Origin of the sequence: Calidifontibacter indicus, assembly GCF_003386865.1 — a bacterium.
Classification (GTDB): Bacteria; Actinomycetota; Actinomycetes; order Actinomycetales; family Dermatophilaceae; genus Yimella; species Yimella indica.
The window spans coordinates 2,360,417-2,378,389 of the sequence record NZ_QTUA01000001.1 but is presented as its reverse complement, the minus strand read 5'-3'; the positions used below and the strand labels follow the sequence as shown (position 1 = coordinate 2,378,389).

At 69.7% G+C, this 17,973-nt stretch carries 14 protein-coding genes; 8 read left to right on the top strand and 6 right to left on the bottom strand.

Features of this window, described 5'->3' with window-relative positions:
• Nucleotides 1-31: 31 nt before the first annotated feature.
• Nucleotides 32-2,905, top strand: a complete 2,874-nt coding sequence (gcvP, locus tag DFJ65_RS11250; RefSeq protein ID WP_115923104.1) for an aminomethyl-transferring glycine dehydrogenase — start codon at nt 32-34, stop codon at nt 2,903-2,905.
• A gap of 23 nt (nt 2,906-2,928) precedes the next feature.
• Here the strand turns inward: gcvP and DFJ65_RS11245 are convergent, their stop codons facing one another.
• Genes DFJ65_RS11245 through DFJ65_RS11235 form a run of 3 tightly spaced genes read right to left on the bottom strand, consistent with a single transcriptional unit; the run spans nt 2,929 to nt 8,400 of the window.
• Entirely contained in the window at nt 2,929-4,143 is a 1,215-nt protein-coding gene (locus tag DFJ65_RS11245) for a pyridoxal phosphate-dependent aminotransferase (RefSeq protein ID WP_115923103.1), read from the bottom strand.
• A gap of 22 nt (nt 4,144-4,165) precedes the next feature.
• The gene (locus DFJ65_RS11240; protein ID WP_170144070.1) at nt 4,166-7,237 is read right to left on the bottom strand and encodes an AAA family ATPase; all 3,072 of its coding nucleotides are present in this window, start codon (nt 7,235-7,237) and stop codon (nt 4,166-4,168) included.
• A complete protein-coding gene (locus DFJ65_RS11235; RefSeq protein ID WP_115923101.1) occupies nt 7,234-8,400 on the bottom strand; it encodes an exonuclease SbcCD subunit D in 1,167 nt (388 codons plus the stop codon). The genes DFJ65_RS11240 and DFJ65_RS11235 overlap by 4 nt, the downstream gene beginning before the upstream one ends.
• A 120-nt stretch (nt 8,401-8,520) precedes the next feature.
• On the opposite strand from DFJ65_RS11235, the gene DFJ65_RS11230 reads away from it, so the two are divergent.
• The gene (locus DFJ65_RS11230) at nt 8,521-10,005 is read left to right on the top strand and encodes a glutamate-cysteine ligase family protein (RefSeq protein WP_115923100.1); all 1,485 of its coding nucleotides are present in this window, start codon (nt 8,521-8,523) and stop codon (nt 10,003-10,005) included.
• A gap of 4 nt (nt 10,006-10,009) precedes the next feature.
• On the opposite strand, the gene DFJ65_RS11225 is transcribed toward DFJ65_RS11230, so the two are convergent.
• Nucleotides 10,010-10,651: a histidine phosphatase family protein gene (locus DFJ65_RS11225; protein ID WP_115923099.1), complete on the bottom strand. Its 642-nt coding sequence runs from the start codon at nt 10,649-10,651 to the stop codon at nt 10,010-10,012.
• A 30-nt stretch (nt 10,652-10,681) separates the two neighbouring features.
• Between DFJ65_RS11225 and DFJ65_RS11220 the strand changes: the two genes are divergently transcribed.
• Genes DFJ65_RS11220 through DFJ65_RS11205 form a run of 4 tightly spaced genes read left to right on the top strand, consistent with a single transcriptional unit; the run spans nt 10,682 to nt 13,292 of the window.
• Nucleotides 10,682-11,122: an OsmC family protein gene (locus tag DFJ65_RS11220; RefSeq protein WP_115923098.1), complete on the top strand. Its 441-nt coding sequence runs from the start codon at nt 10,682-10,684 to the stop codon at nt 11,120-11,122.
• Nucleotides 11,122-11,664 (top strand): DUF1697 domain-containing protein, encoded by a 543-nt coding sequence (locus DFJ65_RS11215; RefSeq protein ID WP_115923097.1) that lies wholly within the window; start codon nt 11,122-11,124, stop codon nt 11,662-11,664. Before DFJ65_RS11220 ends, DFJ65_RS11215 begins: the two co-directional genes overlap by 1 nt.
• Before the next feature lie 9 nt (nt 11,665-11,673).
• Nucleotides 11,674-12,294: an L-threonylcarbamoyladenylate synthase gene (locus DFJ65_RS11210; RefSeq protein WP_115923096.1), complete on the top strand. Its 621-nt coding sequence runs from the start codon at nt 11,674-11,676 to the stop codon at nt 12,292-12,294.
• A gap of 20 nt (nt 12,295-12,314) precedes the next feature.
• Complete coding sequence (locus tag DFJ65_RS11205) at nt 12,315-13,292, top strand: quinone oxidoreductase family protein (protein ID WP_115923095.1); 978 nt, start codon at nt 12,315-12,317, stop codon at nt 13,290-13,292.
• A gap of 16 nt (nt 13,293-13,308) precedes the next feature.
• Here the strand turns inward: DFJ65_RS11205 and DFJ65_RS11200 are convergent, their stop codons facing one another.
• Nucleotides 13,309-14,304, bottom strand: a complete 996-nt coding sequence (locus DFJ65_RS11200) for an LLM class flavin-dependent oxidoreductase (RefSeq protein WP_245950176.1) — start codon at nt 14,302-14,304, stop codon at nt 13,309-13,311.
• Between the two features lie 126 nt (nt 14,305-14,430).
• Between DFJ65_RS11200 and DFJ65_RS11195 the strand changes: the two genes are divergently transcribed.
• Together DFJ65_RS11195 and DFJ65_RS11190 are read left to right on the top strand one after the other, a co-directional pair.
• On the top strand, nt 14,431-15,822 hold the full coding sequence (locus tag DFJ65_RS11195; RefSeq protein ID WP_115923093.1) for an FAD-binding oxidoreductase: 1,392 nt from the start codon (nt 14,431-14,433) through the stop codon (nt 15,820-15,822).
• Between the two features lie 98 nt (nt 15,823-15,920).
• Nucleotides 15,921-16,703 (top strand): dioxygenase family protein, encoded by a 783-nt coding sequence (locus DFJ65_RS11190; RefSeq protein ID WP_115923092.1) that lies wholly within the window; start codon nt 15,921-15,923, stop codon nt 16,701-16,703.
• A 61-nt stretch (nt 16,704-16,764) separates the two neighbouring features.
• Here the strand turns inward: DFJ65_RS11190 and DFJ65_RS11185 are convergent, their stop codons facing one another.
• Nucleotides 16,765-17,964, bottom strand: a complete 1,200-nt coding sequence (locus DFJ65_RS11185; protein WP_115924261.1) for an acyl-CoA dehydrogenase family protein — start codon at nt 17,962-17,964, stop codon at nt 16,765-16,767.
• Nucleotides 17,965-17,973: the final 9 nt, after the last annotated feature.

Sequence of the window (17,973 nt, the reverse complement as noted above, 5' to 3'; positions counted from 1 at the left end):
GTACCAGCCGTACCTCGCCAGAAGGAAGAGCATGACGAACAGCACCCCCGGCCCTGATTTCGTCGGCCGGCACATCGGTCCGTCGCAGTCGGAGATCGACGCCATGCTGGAGGTCATCGGTTACCCCAGCGTCGATGCCCTGGTCGACAAGGCGACCCCGGCCACCATCCGGATCAGCGAAGCCCTCGACGTCGAGGCCGCACCGAGCGAGGCGGCCGTGCTCGCCGAACTGCGGGAGAAGGCGTCTCGCAACAAGGTGCTCACCTCGATGATCGGCCTCGGCTACTACGGCACCCACACCCCGGGCGTCATCAAGCGCAACATCCTGGAGAACCCCGCCTGGTACACCGCGTACACGCCCTACCAGCCGGAGATCTCCCAGGGCCGGCTCGAGGCACTCCTGAACTTCCAGACGGTCGTCTCCGACCTGACCGGCCTGCAGACCTCGTCGGCGAGCCTGCTCGACGAGGGCACCGCGGTCGCCGAGGCGATGGCGCTGATGCACCGCGCCACCCGGGCCAAGGACGACGCCGTCCTGCTGATCGACGCGCAGGTGCTGCCGCAGTCGATCGCGGTCACCCAGACCCGCGCCGACGCGGTCGGCTTCGAGGTGGTCGTCGCCGACCTGCGCGGCGCCACCACCGCCGACGCGCTGCGCGAACTGGCCGGTGACCGTCCGGTCTTCGGTGTCGTGGTGCAGTACCCCGCCGCGAACGGAGAGATCGTCGACTGGGCCGCTCTGGGCACCGCGGCGCACGACGCCGGTGCGCTGGTCACTGCCGCGGCCGACCTGCTGGCCCTCACCCTGTTGAAGTCGCCGGGCGAGTGGGGCGCCGACATCGCGGTCGGCACCACCCAACGCTTCGGTGTGCCGATGGGCTTCGGCGGCCCGCACGCCGGCTACATGTGCGTGCGCGACGGCCTGGAGCGCAACCTGCCCGGACGCCTGGTCGGCGTGTCGATCGACGCGGACGGCGCGCAGGCGTTCCGGCTCGCGCTGCAGACCCGCGAGCAGCACATCCGCCGTGAGAAGGCGACCAGCAACATCTGCACGGCGCAGGTGCTGCTGGCCGTGATGGCATCGATGTACGCCGTCTACCACGGCCCCGACGGACTGCGCCGGATCGCTCGCGAGGTGCACGGCAAGGCCGTCGGTCTCGCCGCGGCGCTGCGTGCCGGGGGAGTCGAGCTCGTCGCCGACAGCTTCTTCGACACGCTGACCGCGGTCGTCTCCGGCCGGGCCGACGCCGTCGTGTCGGCGGCGCTCGACCGCGGCGTCAACGTGTGGCGGGTCGACGCCGACCACGTCAGCTTGAGCGTCGACGAGACCACCACCGAGGCCGAGTTGGCCGCCGTGGCCGCCGCCTTCGGCGTCAACGCGCCCGTGCCCTCCGACGGCACCCCGACCTGGGCGGCGTCGCTGGTGCGTGAGTCGCACTTCCTCGGCCACCCGGTGTTCAGCACCCACCACAGCGAGACCGAGATGCTGCGCTACCTGCGCGGTCTCGCCGACCGCGACTACGCGCTCGACCGCGGCATGATCCCGCTCGGCTCCTGCACGATGAAGCTGAACGCCACCACGGAGATGGAGTCGATCACCTGGCCGGAGTTTGCGAACCTGCACCCGTTCGCACCGGCCGATCAGACCGTCGGCATCCGTGAGCTCATCGGCGAACTCGAGCAGTGGTTGTGCGCGATCACCGGCTACGACTCGGTGTCGCTGCAGCCGAACGCCGGCGCGCAGGGCGAGTTCGCCGGACTGCTCGCGATCCACGCCTACCACCAGGCGCACGGCAACGGACACCGCAATGTCTGCCTCATCCCGGCGTCCGCGCACGGCACCAACGCCGCGTCGGCCGCGATGGCCGGCATGAAGGTGGTCGTCGTGAAGACCGCGCCGACCGGCGAGATCGACATGGACGACCTGAAGCTGAAGTTGAAGCAGCACGGCGAGAACCTCGCCGCGATCATGGTCACCTACCCCTCGACCCACGGCGTGTACGAGGACACCATCACCGAGCTGTGCGACCTCGTGCACGAGGCCGGCGGCCAGGTGTACGTCGACGGCGCCAACCTCAACGCGCTCGTCGGCCTTGCCCAGCCGGGTGTCTTCGGTGGTGACGTGTCGCACCTCAACCTGCACAAGACCTTTTGCATCCCGCACGGCGGCGGTGGCCCGGGCGTCGGTCCGGTGGCGGTGCGTTCGCACCTCGCGCCGTACCTGCCCAACCACCCGCTGTCGGCCCACGCCGGCCCTGCGACCGGGGTCGGTCCGATCTCGGCCGCGCCGTTCGGTTCGGCGTCGATCCTGCCGATCTCGTGGGCCTACGTGCGCCTCATGGGTGGCGCCGGTCTGACCCAGGCCACCCAGGCCGCGGTCGTCAACGCCAACTACGTCGCCGCCCGGTTGAACGAGCACTACCCGGTGCTCTACACCGGCGAGGGCGGCCTCGTCGCGCACGAGTGCATTCTCGACCTGCGCGGGCTGACCAAGGAATCGGGCATCACCGTCGACGACGTCGCCAAGCGACTCATCGACTACGGCTTCCACGCGCCGACGATGTCGTTCCCGGTGGCCGGCACGCTGATGGTCGAGCCGACCGAGTCGGAGAGCCAGGCCGAGCTCGACCGTTTCTGCGAGGCGATGATCGCCATCCGCGCCGAGATCCAGGCCGTCATCGACGGTGCGGTCAGCGCCGACGACAGCGTGTTGCGCGGCGCCCCGCACACCGCGCTGAGCCTGGCCGGCGACTGGCCTTACGCCTACCCCCGCAAGGAGGCCGCGTACCCGGCCGGTGTCGACCCGCTGCGCAAGTACTGGGCGCCGGTGCGCCGCATCGACGGGGCGTACGGCGACCGCAACCTGATCTGCTCCTGCCCGGCGCCTGAGGCGTACGAGGACTGACCGGGTAAGAGGGATGGGGGCGCTCAGCGCATGGTCGCGAGGAACTCGTCGATGCGGCCGATCGCCTCGGTGAGCAGTTCGACGTCGGGCAGCGTCACCAACCGGAAGTGGTCGGGTTCGAACCAGTTGAAGCCCGTGCCGTGGGTAACGAGGATCTTCTTCGCACGCAGCAGGTCGATCACGAACTGCTGGTCGTCGTCGATCTTGTAGACCTCGGGGTCGAGGCGCGGGAAGCAATACAGCGCGCCCTGGGGTTCGACGCAACTCACGCCGGGAATGTCGTTGAGCAGCTTGGACGCCAGCTTGCTCTGCTCGTAGAACCGGCCGCCGGGCACGATGAGTTCGTTGATCGACTGGTAGCCACCGAGCGCGGTCTGGATGGCGTGCTGGGCCGGCACGTTGGCGCACATGCGCATGTTCGCCAGCAGGGTCAGGCCCTCCAGGAAGTCGGTGGCGAGGTGCTTCGGGCCGGTGATGAACACCCAGCCGGCGCGGTAACCGCAGACCCGGTAGGCCTTCGACAACCCGGAGAAGGTGAGGCAGAGGACGTCGTCGGCCGCGTAGGTGGCGGCGTGGTGGTGCACGGCGTCGTCGAACAGGATCTTCTCGTAGATCTCGTCGGCCATCACCACCAGGTCGTGGCGGCGGGCGATGTCGATGAGGCCCTTGACGATCTCGGGGGAGTAGACGGCGCCGGTCGGGTTGTTCGGGTTGATGATCACCATCGCGTGGGTGTTGGCGGTGATCTTCGACTCGATGTCCTCGAGGTCGGGGTTCCAGCCGTTCTCCTCGTCGCACCGGTAGTGCACCGGGATGCCGCCGGACAGGGTGACCGCGCCGGTCCACAGCGGGTAGTCGGGCGCCGGCACGAGGATCTCGTTGCCGTCGTCGATGAAGGTCTGCAGCACCATCGTGATGAGCTCGGAGACACCGTTGCCGATGAACACGTCGTCGACGACCGCGTCGCGGAAACCGCGCGACTGGTAGTACTGCGCGACTGCGGTGCGAGCGCTGTAGATGCCGCGCGAGTCGCTGTAACCCTGGGCGTCGGGCAGTGCCTGCACCATGTCGGCCACGATCGCCTCGGGGGCCTCGAAACCGAACGGGGCGGTGTTGCCGATGTTCAGCTTGAGGATCCGGTGGCCCTCGGCCTCGAGGCGCTGGGCCTCGACGAGGATCGGTCCACGGACGTCGTAACGGACTCCCTGCAGCTTGCGGGATTGTCGGATGGTGCGCATGGGCTCACCTTTGCACAGCGGTTCAGGCGGCCGACGACGCATCGCCGACATGCACCTCGACGCGTGACCCTTGTTCTGTCTTGTGGACGCGGATCTGCGCCGGCACCCGGCTGCGTAGCTCGCTCACGTGGCTGACGATGCCGACCGTGCGCCCGCCGGACCGTAGGTCGTCGAGCACCTGCATCACGAGTTCGAGCGACTCGTCGTCGAGGCTGCCGAAGCCCTCGTCGACCAGCAGGGTCTCCAGCGGACGGCCGCCCGCGTCGTGCAGGACGGCTTCGCCGAGCGCGAGCGCCAGAGCGAGCGACACCATGAAGGTCTCGCCGCCGGAGAGAGTGGCGGTGTCGCGGGCGGTGCCGGTCCAGGAATCGCGCACATGAAGGCCGAGGCCGCTGCGGGCACCGCCCTTCGCCTTGGCGTCGGTGTGTTCGAGGCGGTAACGACCGGCCGACATCACCTCGAGTTGGTGATTGGCCAGGGTGGTGACCTGCTCGAGCCGGGCCGCCAGCACATAGGCGGACAGTCGCATCCGCAGCTGGTTGTCGCCGGCGCCGGTGGTGAGGTCGGCCACCCGGTCGAGCACCGGCAACGACTCGCGGTCGGCCCGTGATTCGGCCAGGAGGCGGTCGACGTCGGCCGCGAGACGTTCCAAGCTGGCGGCTGCACGCTTCGCACCGGCGAACTGCTCGCGGGCCTGCCGGTCGGCCGACTGTGCCTCCCGGCGCAGCGCCAACGCACCCGCGGGGTCGGCCGGGTCGGCGGCCATCGCGGCCACGACGTCGGGTTGGTCGAGCACCCCGCGGGCCTGCTGCGCGGCGTCACGCGCCGAGCGCAACTGCGCGACGAGTTCGGCTTCGGCGGCCGTCGACAGCAGGGCAGCCCGGGCCTGTTCGACGCCGGAGAATCCTTCATCCTCCAGTTGACGGTCAAGCTCGGTGCGGGCTTCGGCCAGCGACTGCTGTGTCGCTGCGACCTGGTGTGACACGGTCGTCCACCGCTCGAGGAGTTGTTCGAGGTCGCGGTGCCGGCGGTGCGCGAGCGCCGGGTCGTCGGTAGGGTGATCGGCTGCGGTGTCGGCGCTCGGGCGCGCGCAGGCGCAGACCTCGCGGTGGCGGCTCAGCGCTTCGGCGCGACGGTCGACCGCGTCCTGCAGCGCCTGCCGCAGGCTGTCGCGCTCGGCGGTGGCCTGCAGGACCGCTTGCTCCGACCGGCGCTGCTCCTGCTCGAGGTCGAGCCGGCGGGCCTCGAGCGCAGCGTGCTCCTGCTCGGCGGCGGCCAGCACCTGGCGGGCGCGGGCGACGTCGTCGAGTTGCGTCGCGAGATCGGACTGCAGGGTGGTGAGGTTCGACGGTTCGAGGCTCGCTCCGGTGAGCGCCGCCCACTGTTCGGCCAGGGACGCCTGGCGTTCGGCGAGCGCGACGACCGTCGTCCGCGCCGCGGTCTGCTCACGCTCGGCCGCGCGGTGAGCGTCGGCGGCGCTGCGCGCTACCTGCTCGGCGGCGGCGACATCGTCGGCGCCCACGCCTGCTGCGGACGACGCTGGACGCGGATGTTCGGCCGAACCGCACACCGGGCAGGGCGCGCCTGGCCGCAGACCGAGCGCGAGCTCGCCGGCGAAACCGGCCAGGCGGCGGGTGCGCAGGTCGATGACCTCGGCCTCGGCCTCGGCGTACCGGCGCGCGGTCTCGGTGACGCGCTCGACGGCGCGGGCGTCGCGGCGTTCGGCGTCGCGCAGTGTGGCGGTGCTGCCCCGCCATTCGTCGAGCAGCGCCTTGCGGTGCTGCAGGTCTGCCGCGCCCTGACTGGTCTGCCGCGCTGTCGTGATCGTGGTCGTCAGCACGACCAGGCGTTCGTCGAGCCGTGTGCGGGTGGTCGCCAGGGTGCCGACGGCCGTGCGGGCGGTCTCGACCGCGGTGTTCCTGGCCGGGAGTTGCTGCTCGGCCAACCGGGCGCCGCGGTCGGCCTCGAGCGCCTGGCTCAACGGTTCACGCCCGTCGGCCAGCAGTCGGGTGCCCTGGTCGGGGTCGGCGATGCCGGCCGCCTCCAGCGAGGCCCGCACCGGCGCGGCGGTCTCACCGGCCGTGCGGTGACGGACGGCGGCGCGCTCGGCCGCGCGCACTGAGGGCATGACACGGGCGGCCCGCCGATGGGCGGCGAGCACGCCCTCGGCCGACGCCCGCTCGTCGTCCTGGGCCTCCCATTGGGCCCAGGTGGCCGCGGCCGCCGCGCCCTTGCGTTGCAGCCCGAGCAGTGCGTCGGCCTGCTCGTGGGTGCGCACTGCCGCGTCGAGCGCGGTCGCGGTGCGTTCGGTGAGCGCCATCGCCTCCGACAACCGGGTGGACGTTGCGGCCGCGGCCTCGGTGACGGCCGCGGGCAGGGCGTCGACCGGCAGACCGCGCCATTGTTCGATCTGCGGGGCGAGATCGACCAACGACTCCTCGGCGCGCACCACCGAGGTGTGGATCGCCCGGTCGTTCTCGGTGACCTGCGCGCGCACCGTGCGCCGGCGATCGGCGAGCCAGGTCTCGAGGTCGGCGAACCGCGAGATGTCGAACAGCCGCTGCAGCAGCGCGGCGCGGTCGTCGGCCTTGGCGCGCAGGAACGCAGCGAACTCGCCCTGCGGCAGCAGCACCACCTGCGCGAACTGGTCGAGGCCGAGCCCGATGAGGTCGTCGAGAATCTCGGCGGTCTCGTCGGCGCGGGTGCTCAGCGCCGTCCACCGTCCGGCGAGGCGCTCCTCGAGCAACACCTTCGCCTGGCGGGGAGTCTGCCCGTGTCCGCGCTTCTTGGTGACGAGGTGTTTGGGGGAGCGGGTGATGCGCAGCCGGCGCTGGGCGACGGTGAACTCGAGCCGCACTTCGGGGGAGGTGCCCGGCTGCGCGTGGTCGCTCACCAGTCGCTCGGTCTGGCTGCGTCGGGCTCCCGGCACCGCGGCGAACAGCGCGAAGCAGACGGCGTCGAGCACGGTGGTCTTGCCGCTGCCGGTGGCGCCGTGCATCAGAAACAGCCCGTGGGCGCCGAGCGCGTCGAAGTCGATCGCCTCGGTGCCACCGAACGGACCGAAGGCCCGGATCTGCAGGTGGTGCAGCCTCACGCCACTCCCTCCCGCGCTTCGCCACCGATGGCGGCGATTCCCTCGTCGTCGGCGCGGGCGCGGTCGATCTGAACGGCCGCGATGCCCTCCTGCAGGAGCGCGTGTTCGGCCTCGTCGGCCGGGCGTGAGCGCACGTGGTCGACGAAGTCGCAGCAGATGTCGACATCGCTGCGCGCCCGCAACCGCTGCGCGTAGCTGACCTGGGCGCCGATGCGGGCCGGACCGTCGAAGCCGAGCGCGAGGGTGTGCGGGAACCGCGCCCGGATGCGTTCCATCGCTCCCACCGGCTGGATCGCATCGGTCAGCGTGACCTCGCACCAGGCGTCCTCGGCGTGATCGAGCGCCGGGTCGTCGAGCAGTTGCTCCAACTCGCCGCGCAGTCGCGCGACCGGGCGGTGCACCGGCGTCGGGATCAGTGACTGCTCGCCCGAGTCGAGGTCGACCAGCACCGACGACTTCACCTGCCCGGCCTCGCTGAACGAGAACGCCATCGGGGCCCCGCTGTAGCGCACGTGGTCGCGCACCACCTGCGGACGGTGCAGGTGGCCGAGGGCCACGTAGTCGATGTCGTCGAACACCTCGACCGGCACGACGCCGAGCCCGCCGACCGAGACGTCGCGTTCGGAATCGCTGGTCGTGGCGCCGGCCACGAACGCATGCGCCATCACGACCCTGCGGTCACCGATCGCACAGTCACGCACGCGGTCCATCGCGGCCCGCATGACGGTGGCGTGGGTGCGTTCGGTGGCGCCGAGAGCCTCGGCGACCACGGCCGGCTCGAGGTAGGGCAGCGGGTGGATCGCGACGTCGTCGAGCAGGATCGGGGCACCGATCGAGGCGACGTCGGTGGCGATGTGCAGGCCGAGCCGGGACATGATGCGCGAGCCGAAGCCCAGCCGCCGGGCGGAGTCGTGGTTGCCGGCCGACAGCACGACGGTGGTGCCGGTGTCGAGCAGCGCGACCAGAGCGTCGTCGAGCGCGGTCACCGTGTCGGGCGCGGGCAGCGCACGGTCGTAGATGTCACCGGAGACGAGCAAGGCGTCGACGTCGTGCTCCTGGACGACCTGCACGAGGTGGCGCAGATAGGCCCGCTGGGCATCGAGCAGCCCGACTCCGTGGAACGACCGGCCGAGATGCCAGTCGGAGGTGTGCAGCAGGCGCATACCCGGAGGTTATGTCGGGGCACGGACAACATCCCCGACCAACACGGCGTACCACTAGCGTTGGCGCAGCAGAGCAGGCAGCTGCGCAGTCACGTGTAGGAACCGTGCGAAGGAGTGGACATGGGATCTGACGTCACCGGCAACAACTACACGCGCGAGGAACGGCAGCGGTACCGCGAGAAGGTCCGCCAGGACCTCGACGTGTTCGAGCGGATGCTGCACAGCCGCGGCTTCGAGTTCGACCGGCAGCTGACCGGCATGGAGATCGAGATGAACCTCGTCGACTCCGGCATGCAGCCCACGATGAGCAACGCGGCGGTGCTCGACAAGATCCAGGACGGCGACTACCAGACCGAGCTCGGGCAGTACAACATCGAGTTGAACGTGAGCCCTCGTCCGATGCCGGGCGAGGAGGCGTTGCACCTCGAACGCGACCTTCGCGCCAGCCTCAACCGGGCCGATGAGCTCGCCCGGCAGGCGGGGTCACGGATGGTGATGATCGGCATCCTCCCGACGATCATGCCCGAGCACTTCCACACCGAATGGATGAGTGCCAACATCCGCTACGGCGCGCTCAACGAGGCGATCTTCAACGCTCGCGGTGAAGACCTGTTCATCGACATCGAGGGTCCGACCGGTGAACGTCTCGCGACATACGCCGACTCCATCGCCCCCGAATCGGCGTGCACCTCGGTGCAATTGCACCTGCAGGTGCGGCCGATGCAGTTCGCGGCCTACTGGAACGCCGCACAGGCGCTGTCGAGTGTGCAGCTCGCGCTCGGTGCCAACTCGCCGTTCTTCTTCGGCAAGCAGTTGTGGCACGAGACCCGCATCCCGCTGTTCAAGCAGGCGACCGACACCCGCAGCATCGAGTTGAAGAACCAGGGTGTGCGTCCGCGGGTGTGGTTCGGCGAGCGGTGGATCACCTCGATCTTCGACCTGTTCGAGGAGAACGTGCGCTACTTCCCCTCGCTGCTGCCCGAGTGCAGCGACGAAGACCCGGTGGCGTTGTTCGAGCAGGGCGAGGCACCGGTGCTGTCGGAGCTGCGGCTGCACAACGGCACCGTCTACCGCTGGAACCGTCCGATCTACGACATCGTCGACGGCAAGCCGCACCTGCGCGTCGAGAACCGCGTGCTGCCGGCCGGGCCGACGATCGTCGACACCATCGCCAACTCGGCGTTCTACTACGGCGTGGTGCGCATGCTGGCCGAGGACGAGCGCCCGATCTGGACGCGGATGAGTTTCGCGGCCGCCAACGACAACTTCACCCAGTGCGCGCGGCGCGGTATCGAGGCGAAGGTCTACTGGCCGGGCTTCGGCGAGGTCGCCGCCGACGAGCTGATCCTGCGGCACCTGTTGCCGCTGGCGCACGAGGGCCTGGAGAAGTGGGGCGTCGCGCAGTCGGTGCGCGACCGCTTCCTCGGTGTCGTCGAGGACCGCTGCCGGGCCGGCGTCAACGGCGCCAGTTGGCAGATCGCGTGCGTGCAGCGGCTCGAGGCCCAGGGCGCCTCGCGCCGTGATGCGCTGGTCGGGATGCTCGAGCGCTACCTGGTCGGCATGAGCGACAACGCCCCGGTGCACACCTGGGAGCTGCCGGCCTGAGCGGTCAGGCCCCGCGGGTTTGCCGGTTCCACACCTGGATCGTCGGCTGCCCGTGGTGGAAGCCGAGCATCGACAGCGAGCCGGCGTCGAGCAGCAGGCGCGCGCCGAAGCGCGGGCTCATCTGCAGGAACACCGACGCCAGGATGCGCAGCGAGTGCCCGTGCGCCACGAGTGCTACGTTGCCCTCGTCGAGCAGCGGGGTCACCTTGGCGAGCACGTGCGACACCCGCGCCGCGACGTCCCACACCGACTCGCCGGGGGTGTCGCCGGGCACGGTGCCGTCCTTGAAGATCTCCCACGTTGGGTCACCGGTCTGCTCGCGGATCTGCGGGGTGGTCAGGCCCTCGTAGCCGCCGTAGTCCCACTCGCGCAGTTCGGGGGCGAGCTCCACGTCGCGCAGTCCGGCCAGTTCGGCGGTGCGGACGGCGCGCTGCAGCGGTGAGCAGAACGCGGCCACGAACGACATGCCGGCGAGCAGTTCACCGGCCCGGCGGGCGCACGCCTCGCCTTCGGGCAGGAGCGGAAGATCGGTGGTGCCGGTGTGCTGACCGCTGCGCGACCATTCGGTCTCGCCGTGCCGGATGAGCACGATGCTGTGCTCGACCTCGACGTGGTTCGCAGCGGGCTGGCTCGCGGGGTGGCTCATGACCCACCACGCTAGTGGCAGGCTGATCCCATGACGAACCCCGAGGCCATGCGCTCAGTCACCATCACCCGGACGTCGGCGGGCAAGTTCCGCGCCACCAACGCCCGCGGCGGCACATTCGACTTCGGCAGCGGCGGCGACGACCAGTTCACCCCGGTCGAGTTGCTGCTCACCGCGATTGCCGGCTGCTCCGCGATCGACGTCGACATCCTCACCTCGCGCCGCAGCGAGCCGACCACCTTCGACGTCACCGCGTCGGGGGAGAAGCTGCGCGACGAGCAGCACAACCACATGGGTCCGATCACCGTGCGCTTCGAGGTGAGCTTCCCAGAGGGCGCCGAGGGCGATGCCGCCCGCTCGGTCTACCCCGACGCCGTCGAGCGTTCGCACGACCGGTTGTGCACGGTGAGCCGCACCGTGCAGTTGGGCGCCGACGTCACCATGCAGATCGCGGGCGAGAGCGGCGACTGATGGCGCAGTACGTCGCGTTCCTGCGGGCGGTGAACGTGTCTGCGCGCTGGGTGAAGATGGAACGCCTGCGGGAACTCTTGGGCGACAGCGGATTCCGTGACGTCGCCACACACATCCAGAGCGGCAACGTGCTCTTCGGCACCTCGATGCGCAGTCGCGCGAAGATCATCGATGCGCTGGAGTCGGCGATGGAGACGGAGTTCGGTTTCCCGGTGCCGGTGGTGTTGCGCACACCCGTGCAGCTCGTCGAGATCGCCGACACCGCGCACGGTCTCGACGACCCGTTGGGCGGTGCCGACCGGCGCTACGTGACGTTGTGCGCGCAGACACCGTCCGCCGACGCCGTCCGCACCCTCGACGAGTGGGACGTCGACGGTGAGCGGTTGAAGGTCGTGGGCGATGAGATCCATTGGTGGTTGGGCAAATCCACGCACGAGGCCAAGATCAGCAATGCGCGCATCGAGAAGCTCGTCGGGGTCGCCACTACCCGCGACCTGAAGGTGATGCGCACGCTCGCCGACAAGTGGGGCGCGCGGGCGTAGGTTGACGCCATGGCCCGCTATTTCGACGTCCACCCGGTCGACCCACAGCCACGCAGCATCAACCAGGCCGTCGCGATCCTGCGCGACGGTGGACTGATCGCGTACCCGACCGACTCCTGTTTCGCGCTCGGCGCGATGCTCGGCAACGTCGAGGCGAAGGAGCGCATCGTGCGCATCCGTCACCTCGACGACAAGCACCACTTCACGTTGATGTGCCACGACTTCGCGCAGTTGGGGGAGTTCGTGATCATGGACAACCGGGTCTTCCGGGCGTTGAAGGCGGCGACGCCGGGCCAGTACACCTTCATCCTGCCGGCAACCGGCGAGGTGCCGCGGCGCTTCCTGCACGCGAAGAAGAAGACCGTCGGGGTGCGCATCCCGCAGCACCCGGTGGTGCACGCGTTGTTGGAGACGCTGGGGGAGCCGCTGATGACCAGCACCCTGCTGCTGCCCGACGAGGAGGAGCCGATGGTCGACGGTTGGTCGATCAAGGAACGCCTCGACCACGAGGTCGACGCGGTGATCGACAGCGGCGAGTGCGGTGTCGAACCGACGACCGTCGTCGACTTCTCCTCCGGGTACCCCGAGGTCGTCCGGGTCGGAGCGGGTGACCCGACGCCGTTCGAGTGACGGTCGCTAGGGTGAATCACATGACCCGTGCACTCATCGTGACCGAACACGGCGACCGGTCCGTCCTGGCCGTCCGAGACATCGACGTCGCGGCTCCCGCGGCCGGCCAACTGCAGGTGAAGGTGGCGGCCGTCGGCGTCAACTTCATCGACGTCTACAAGCGCCAGGGCGTCTATCCGCTCGACACGCCGTTCGTGCTCGGCGAGGAGGCGGCCGGCGAGGTCGTCGCCGTCGGCGAAGGGGTTGAAGGTTTCACCGTCGGTCAGCGCGTCGCATGGGCCCAGTTCACCGGCAGTGCGGCCGAACTCGTCAACGTCGACGCCGCCGGTGTGGTGCCGGTGCCCGACGGACTCGACCTCGAGACCGCTGCCGCCGCGATGCTCCAGGGCATGACCGCTCACTACCTGACCAACTCGACCTGGGCGCTGCAGGCCGACGAGATCGCGCTCGTGCACGCGGCCGCGGGTGGTGTCGGTCAGTTGCTGGTGCAGATGGCCCGCACCAAGGGTGCCGTCGTCGTCGCCACCGCGGGCAGCGAGGAGAAGCTGCAGATCGCCCGCGACCTCGGTGCGAACCACACGATCAACTACCGCGAGTTCGAAGCAGAGGCGCTCGCCGCCGAGGTGCGGCGGCTCGCCGGACGCGGCGTCGACGTGGTCTACGACGGCGTCGGCAAGGCGACCTTCGACGCGTCGCTGGCCAGCCTGCGTCCGCGTGGCCTGATGTGCCTCTTCGGTGGCGCCAGTGGGCAGGTGCCGCCGTTCGACCTGCAGCGGCTCAACGCCGCCGGGTCGCTGTTCGTGACCCGTCCGACGCTGGGCAGCTACCTGCTCGACCGTGACGAACTGCTTTGGCGCTCAGGGGACGTGCTCGGTGCGCTGGCCGACGGGTCGCTGAAGCTGGGGATCGGCGGACGCTACCCGCTGGAGCGGGCGGCCGACGCGTACGAGGCGCTCGAGGGGCGGCAGACCACCGGCAAGCTGATCCTCACGATCTGAGCGTCAGTTTTGACCGTCAGTCGCGTGCGGTGAGACCCCAGACCTGCGCGAGCGCATCGTACGACTCGCGCCGGTGCGCCGGGTCGTAGGTGTAGGTCGTCACGATGACCTCGTCGAGCTCGTAGTCGTCGACGAAGCCCTGCAAGCCGTCGCGCACCTGCTCCGCCGTGCCGACGAAGGTGGCCGGGCCGTCGGGGCGTCCGGCGAACTCCAGTGCGCCCTCGGGCAGCACGGTCGACAGGTCGTCGACCGGCGGGAGCAGCGGCCCGAGCTGGCCGGTGCGCAGGTGCACCCGCATCTGCTGGGAGGTCGTGAACCGTCGCTCGGCCTCGGCGCGGGTGTCGGCGATCAGGACGTTGACCCCGGCCATCACCCGCGGTTGCTCGATCTGGGCGGTGCGCACCGAGGCGTCGAAGCCGTCGCGGTAGACCGCGAGCGCCTCGCGGATCTGCTGGGGTGCGAAGTGTGAGGCGAACGAATAGGGCAGGCCCAGGGCGGCCGCGACCTGCGCGCCGCCGGTCGACGACCCGAGCATCCACACCGGCACCCGCGTCTCCTCGCCGGGAATGGCGCGCACGCCGCCGGGCAGTGAGCGGGCGTCGCCGAGCAGGTCGATGATCGCGACGACGTCACTGGCGAAACCGTTGAGGTCGGGGTTGCCGCGGCGCAGTGCGGCGGCGGTCATCGGGTCGGTGCCGGGTGCCCGGCCAATGCCGAGGTCGAACCGGTCGCCGTACAGGGTGGCGAGGGTGCCGTAGTACTCCGCGACCATCAGCGGGGCGTGGTTGGGCAGCATCACGCCGCCGCTGCCGAGGCGGATGCCGCTGGTGTGATGGGCGAGGTCGCCGAGGATCACCGAGGTGGCCGACGCCATGAAGGTGGTGCTGCCGTGGTGTTCGGCGACCCACAGGCGTTCGTAACCGAGTCGGTCGACCTGCGCCGCCAGGGTGCGGGTCTCGTCGAACGCGGCCGAGCGGGTCATCCCCTCACTCACCGGGACGAGATCGAGCACGGACAGTGGGACCGACGTGTGCGCTGACTGGGCTTCGGGGGAGTTGGTCACGAATGGTCCAACCAACCGGTGCGGCCGGTTGTTCCGAGTCATAGGGTGAATCCAACCTTTGGGAGGAGCCCTGACATGACGCAGGCAGGCGAGCCGACGGACGGCGACGCACGGGTGCAGGACCTGGTGGCTCGGCTGGGCGCCGACATCGTGCGCACCTCGGCGGAGCAACGCGAGGCCTATCGCTACGACTGGGCCCGCGACCCAGACGCACAGCTGCCGCTCGCGGTGGTGCTGCCGCGCGAGGTCGGCCAGGTGCAGGAGACGATGCGGTGGGCCACCGAGCACGGTGTCGTGGTCGTGCCGCGCGGTGCCGGTTCGGGGTTGTCCGGCGGTGCGTCCGCGCAGCCCGACGGCATCGTGCTCTGCCTCGAGCGGATGACCACGATCGAGGTCGACCCGGCCACCCGCACCGCCCGGGCACAGGCCGGGGCGCTCAACGTCGACATCAAGAAGGTCGCCGCCAAGGACGGGCTCTGGTATCCGCCCGACCCGTCGTCGTACGAGATCTCGACGATCGGCGGCAATGTCGCCACCAACGCGGGCGGGTTGTGCTGCGTCAAGTACGGCGTGACCGTCGACTACATCATGGGCCTGCAGGTGGTGCTCGCCGACGGACGCCTCATCGAACTCGGCGGCCCGCGGATCAAGGACGTCGCCGGACTCAACCTCATCAAGTTGTTGGTCGGCAGCGAGGGCACCCTCGGCATCGTCACGCAGGTGCTGTGCCGACTGGTGCCCAAGCTCGCGGCGCCGGCCACCCTCGTCGCGATGTTCGCGACGGTCGAGGACGCCGCCCGCGCGGTCGTCGCGACCTGTGCCACCAGCCGTCCGTCGATGGTGGAGTTGATGGACAACGCGTCGATCAATGCCGTCGAGGACTTCCAACCGATGGGCCTCGACCGGTCGGTGGGCGCGATGCTGCTCATCCAGTCGGACGCGGCGGGGGAGTCGCGCACTCTGGAGCTGCAGGCCGCGCGCGAGGCCTGCGAGCAGGCGGCGGCCCAGGAGATCTTCGAGACCGACGACCCGGCCGAGGGCGAGATGTTCGTGCAGGCCCGGCGTGCGGTCTTCCCGGCGGTGGAGCGGCTCGGCGCCTACATGCTCGAGGACGTCGGGGCGCCGGTGCCGAAGCTGCCCGAGCTGGTCGGTGGGGTCGCGGCGATCGCCGCCGAGCACGACCTGCGGATCGTCACGGTGGCACACGCGGGCGACGGCAACGCCCACCCGGTGATCGTCTACGACGCCACTGATGCAGACGAAAAGGCCCGGGCCGCAAGGGCTTTCACCGAGATCATGGCGTTGGCGCTCTCGATCGGCGGCACGATCACCGGCGAGCACGGCATCGGCCGGCTCAAGCAGCCGTTGTTGCGCAACCAACTCGGCGACGACGTGCTCGACCTGCAACACGCCATCCGCAAGGTGTGGGATCCGGACGGGTTGCTCAACCCGGGAGCGGGTTACTAGCCACCCAGCGTGCCTGGGGTTCTGCCCGATTGCTGGTGGGTAGGCGTCACACTTCAGAGTTGTTGACGCGTCAACTGTATTCGTTCTAGGCTGGTGCTATGAGCGAACGCATGCCGGTCATCTACCTTTCCCACGGCGCCCCGCCACTGGCCGACGACGACACCTGGACGGCGCAGCTGGCCCAGTGGTCGAAGGAACTGCCGAGGCCGAAGAACGTGCTGATCGTCTCCGCACACTGGGAGAACAACCCGATCACCGTGTCCTCGACGACCGGCGCGCCGCTGACGTACGACTTCTGGGGTTTCCCGAGCAAGTACTACGACGTCACCTACGAAACCCCGCCGGCGGAGGAACTCGCGCACGCCGTCGCCCGCAATGTGTCCGACCTCGGCCCGGTCTACCAGGATCAGTCGCGCGGCCTCGACCACGGCGCCTACGTGCCGATGGTCGAGATGTTCCCCGAGGCCGACGTGCCGGTGCTGCAGGTGTCGATGCCGACCCTCGACCCGCGTCAGCTGTTCGAGTTCGGCAAGCGCCTGTCCGGGCTGCGCGACGAGGGCACGCTGATCGTCGGCTCCGGCTTCACCACGCACAACCTGCGCTGGTTCCACCCGCACGAGCCCGCCGATGCTCCCGCGCCGATCGCGTCGCAGGAGTTCGACCACTGGGCCGCGGAGAAGGTCGCCGAGGGTGACGTCGACGCGATTCTCGACTGGGAGTTCAAGGCGCCGGCCGCCCACGAGGCACACCCGCGCTCGGAGCACTGGGCGCCGCTGTTCGTCAGCCTCGGTGCGACCAGCGTCGAGGGAAGCGTCAACGGCGACAGCCAGATCGACGGCTTCTGGTACGGCCTGAGCAAGCGGAGCTGGACCTTCAACTGACCCACCCCACCCGCAAACGCTGCGGCAGCCGCAGCGTTTGCGGTAAGTGGGGGCCGGCGGGTCAGCGGTACTGGCGCAGTTCCCGGCGCGCGATCGAGCGCTTGTGCACCTCGTCCGGGCCGTCGGCCAGGCGCAGCGTGCGCACACCGGCGTAGGCGCGGGCGAGCGGGAAGTCGTTCGTCACGCCGCCGCCTCCGTGCACCTGGATGGCCCGGTCGATGATCTTCAGCGCCATGTTCGGGCCGGCCACCTTGATCGCGGCGATCTCGGTCTGGGCCTGCTTGTTGCCGACGGTGTCCATCAGGTACGCCGCCTTGAGGCACAGCAGGCGCACCATCTCGATGTCGATGCGGGCCTCGGCGATCCAGTCCTGGATGTTGGCGTTGTCGGCGACCGGCTTGCCGAAGGTGCTGCGCGCCAACGCCCGCTTGCACAGCAACTCGAGCGCGCGCTCGGCCACGCCGATGGTGCGCATGCAGTGGTGGATGCGGCCGGGGCCGAGGCGGGCCTGGCTGATCGCGAAACCCTCGCCCTCGCCCTTCAGCAGGTCGGACGCCGGCACCCGGACGTCTTTGAAGACGATCTCGGCGTGACCCTCGCGGTCGATGTAACCGAAGACCGGCAGGTTGCGCTCCACGGTGATACCGGGGGTGTTCGCGTCGACGACGAACATCGACTGCTGGCGGTGGGTCTCTGCCGACGGGTCGGTCTTGCCCATCACGATGTAGACACCGCAGTTCTTGTGAAGAGCGTTGGAGGAGAACCACTTTCGCCCGTTCATGACGTATACGTCGCCGTCGCGCTCCATCGACATCTCGATGTTGGTGGCGTCGGAACTGGCGACGGCGGGCTCGGTCATCAGGAAGGCGGAGCGCAGCGTGCCGTCGAGCAACGGCTTGAGGTACTTCTCCTGGTGTTCGGGCGTGCCGAAGAGGGTGAGCACCTCCATGTTGCCGGTGTCGGGGGCGTTGCAGTTGAACACCTCCGGTGCCCAGTGCACGCGTCCCATCAGCTCGGCCAGCGGGGCGTACTCGAGGTTGGTGAGACCCGGACCCCATTCGGCGTGCGGGTGGAACAGGTTCCACAGGCCCTGCTCCTTGGCCTTGGCCTTGAGGTCCTCCAGGATCTGCGGCTGGTGGTGCGGGTCACCCGACTCCTCGATCTGCTGCTCGTACACCTCCTCGGCGGGGTACACGAACTCGTCCATGAACGCGCAGACGCGCCGGTGGTAGTCGGCACCACGCTCGGTCATCTCGAACATCGTCGTCAT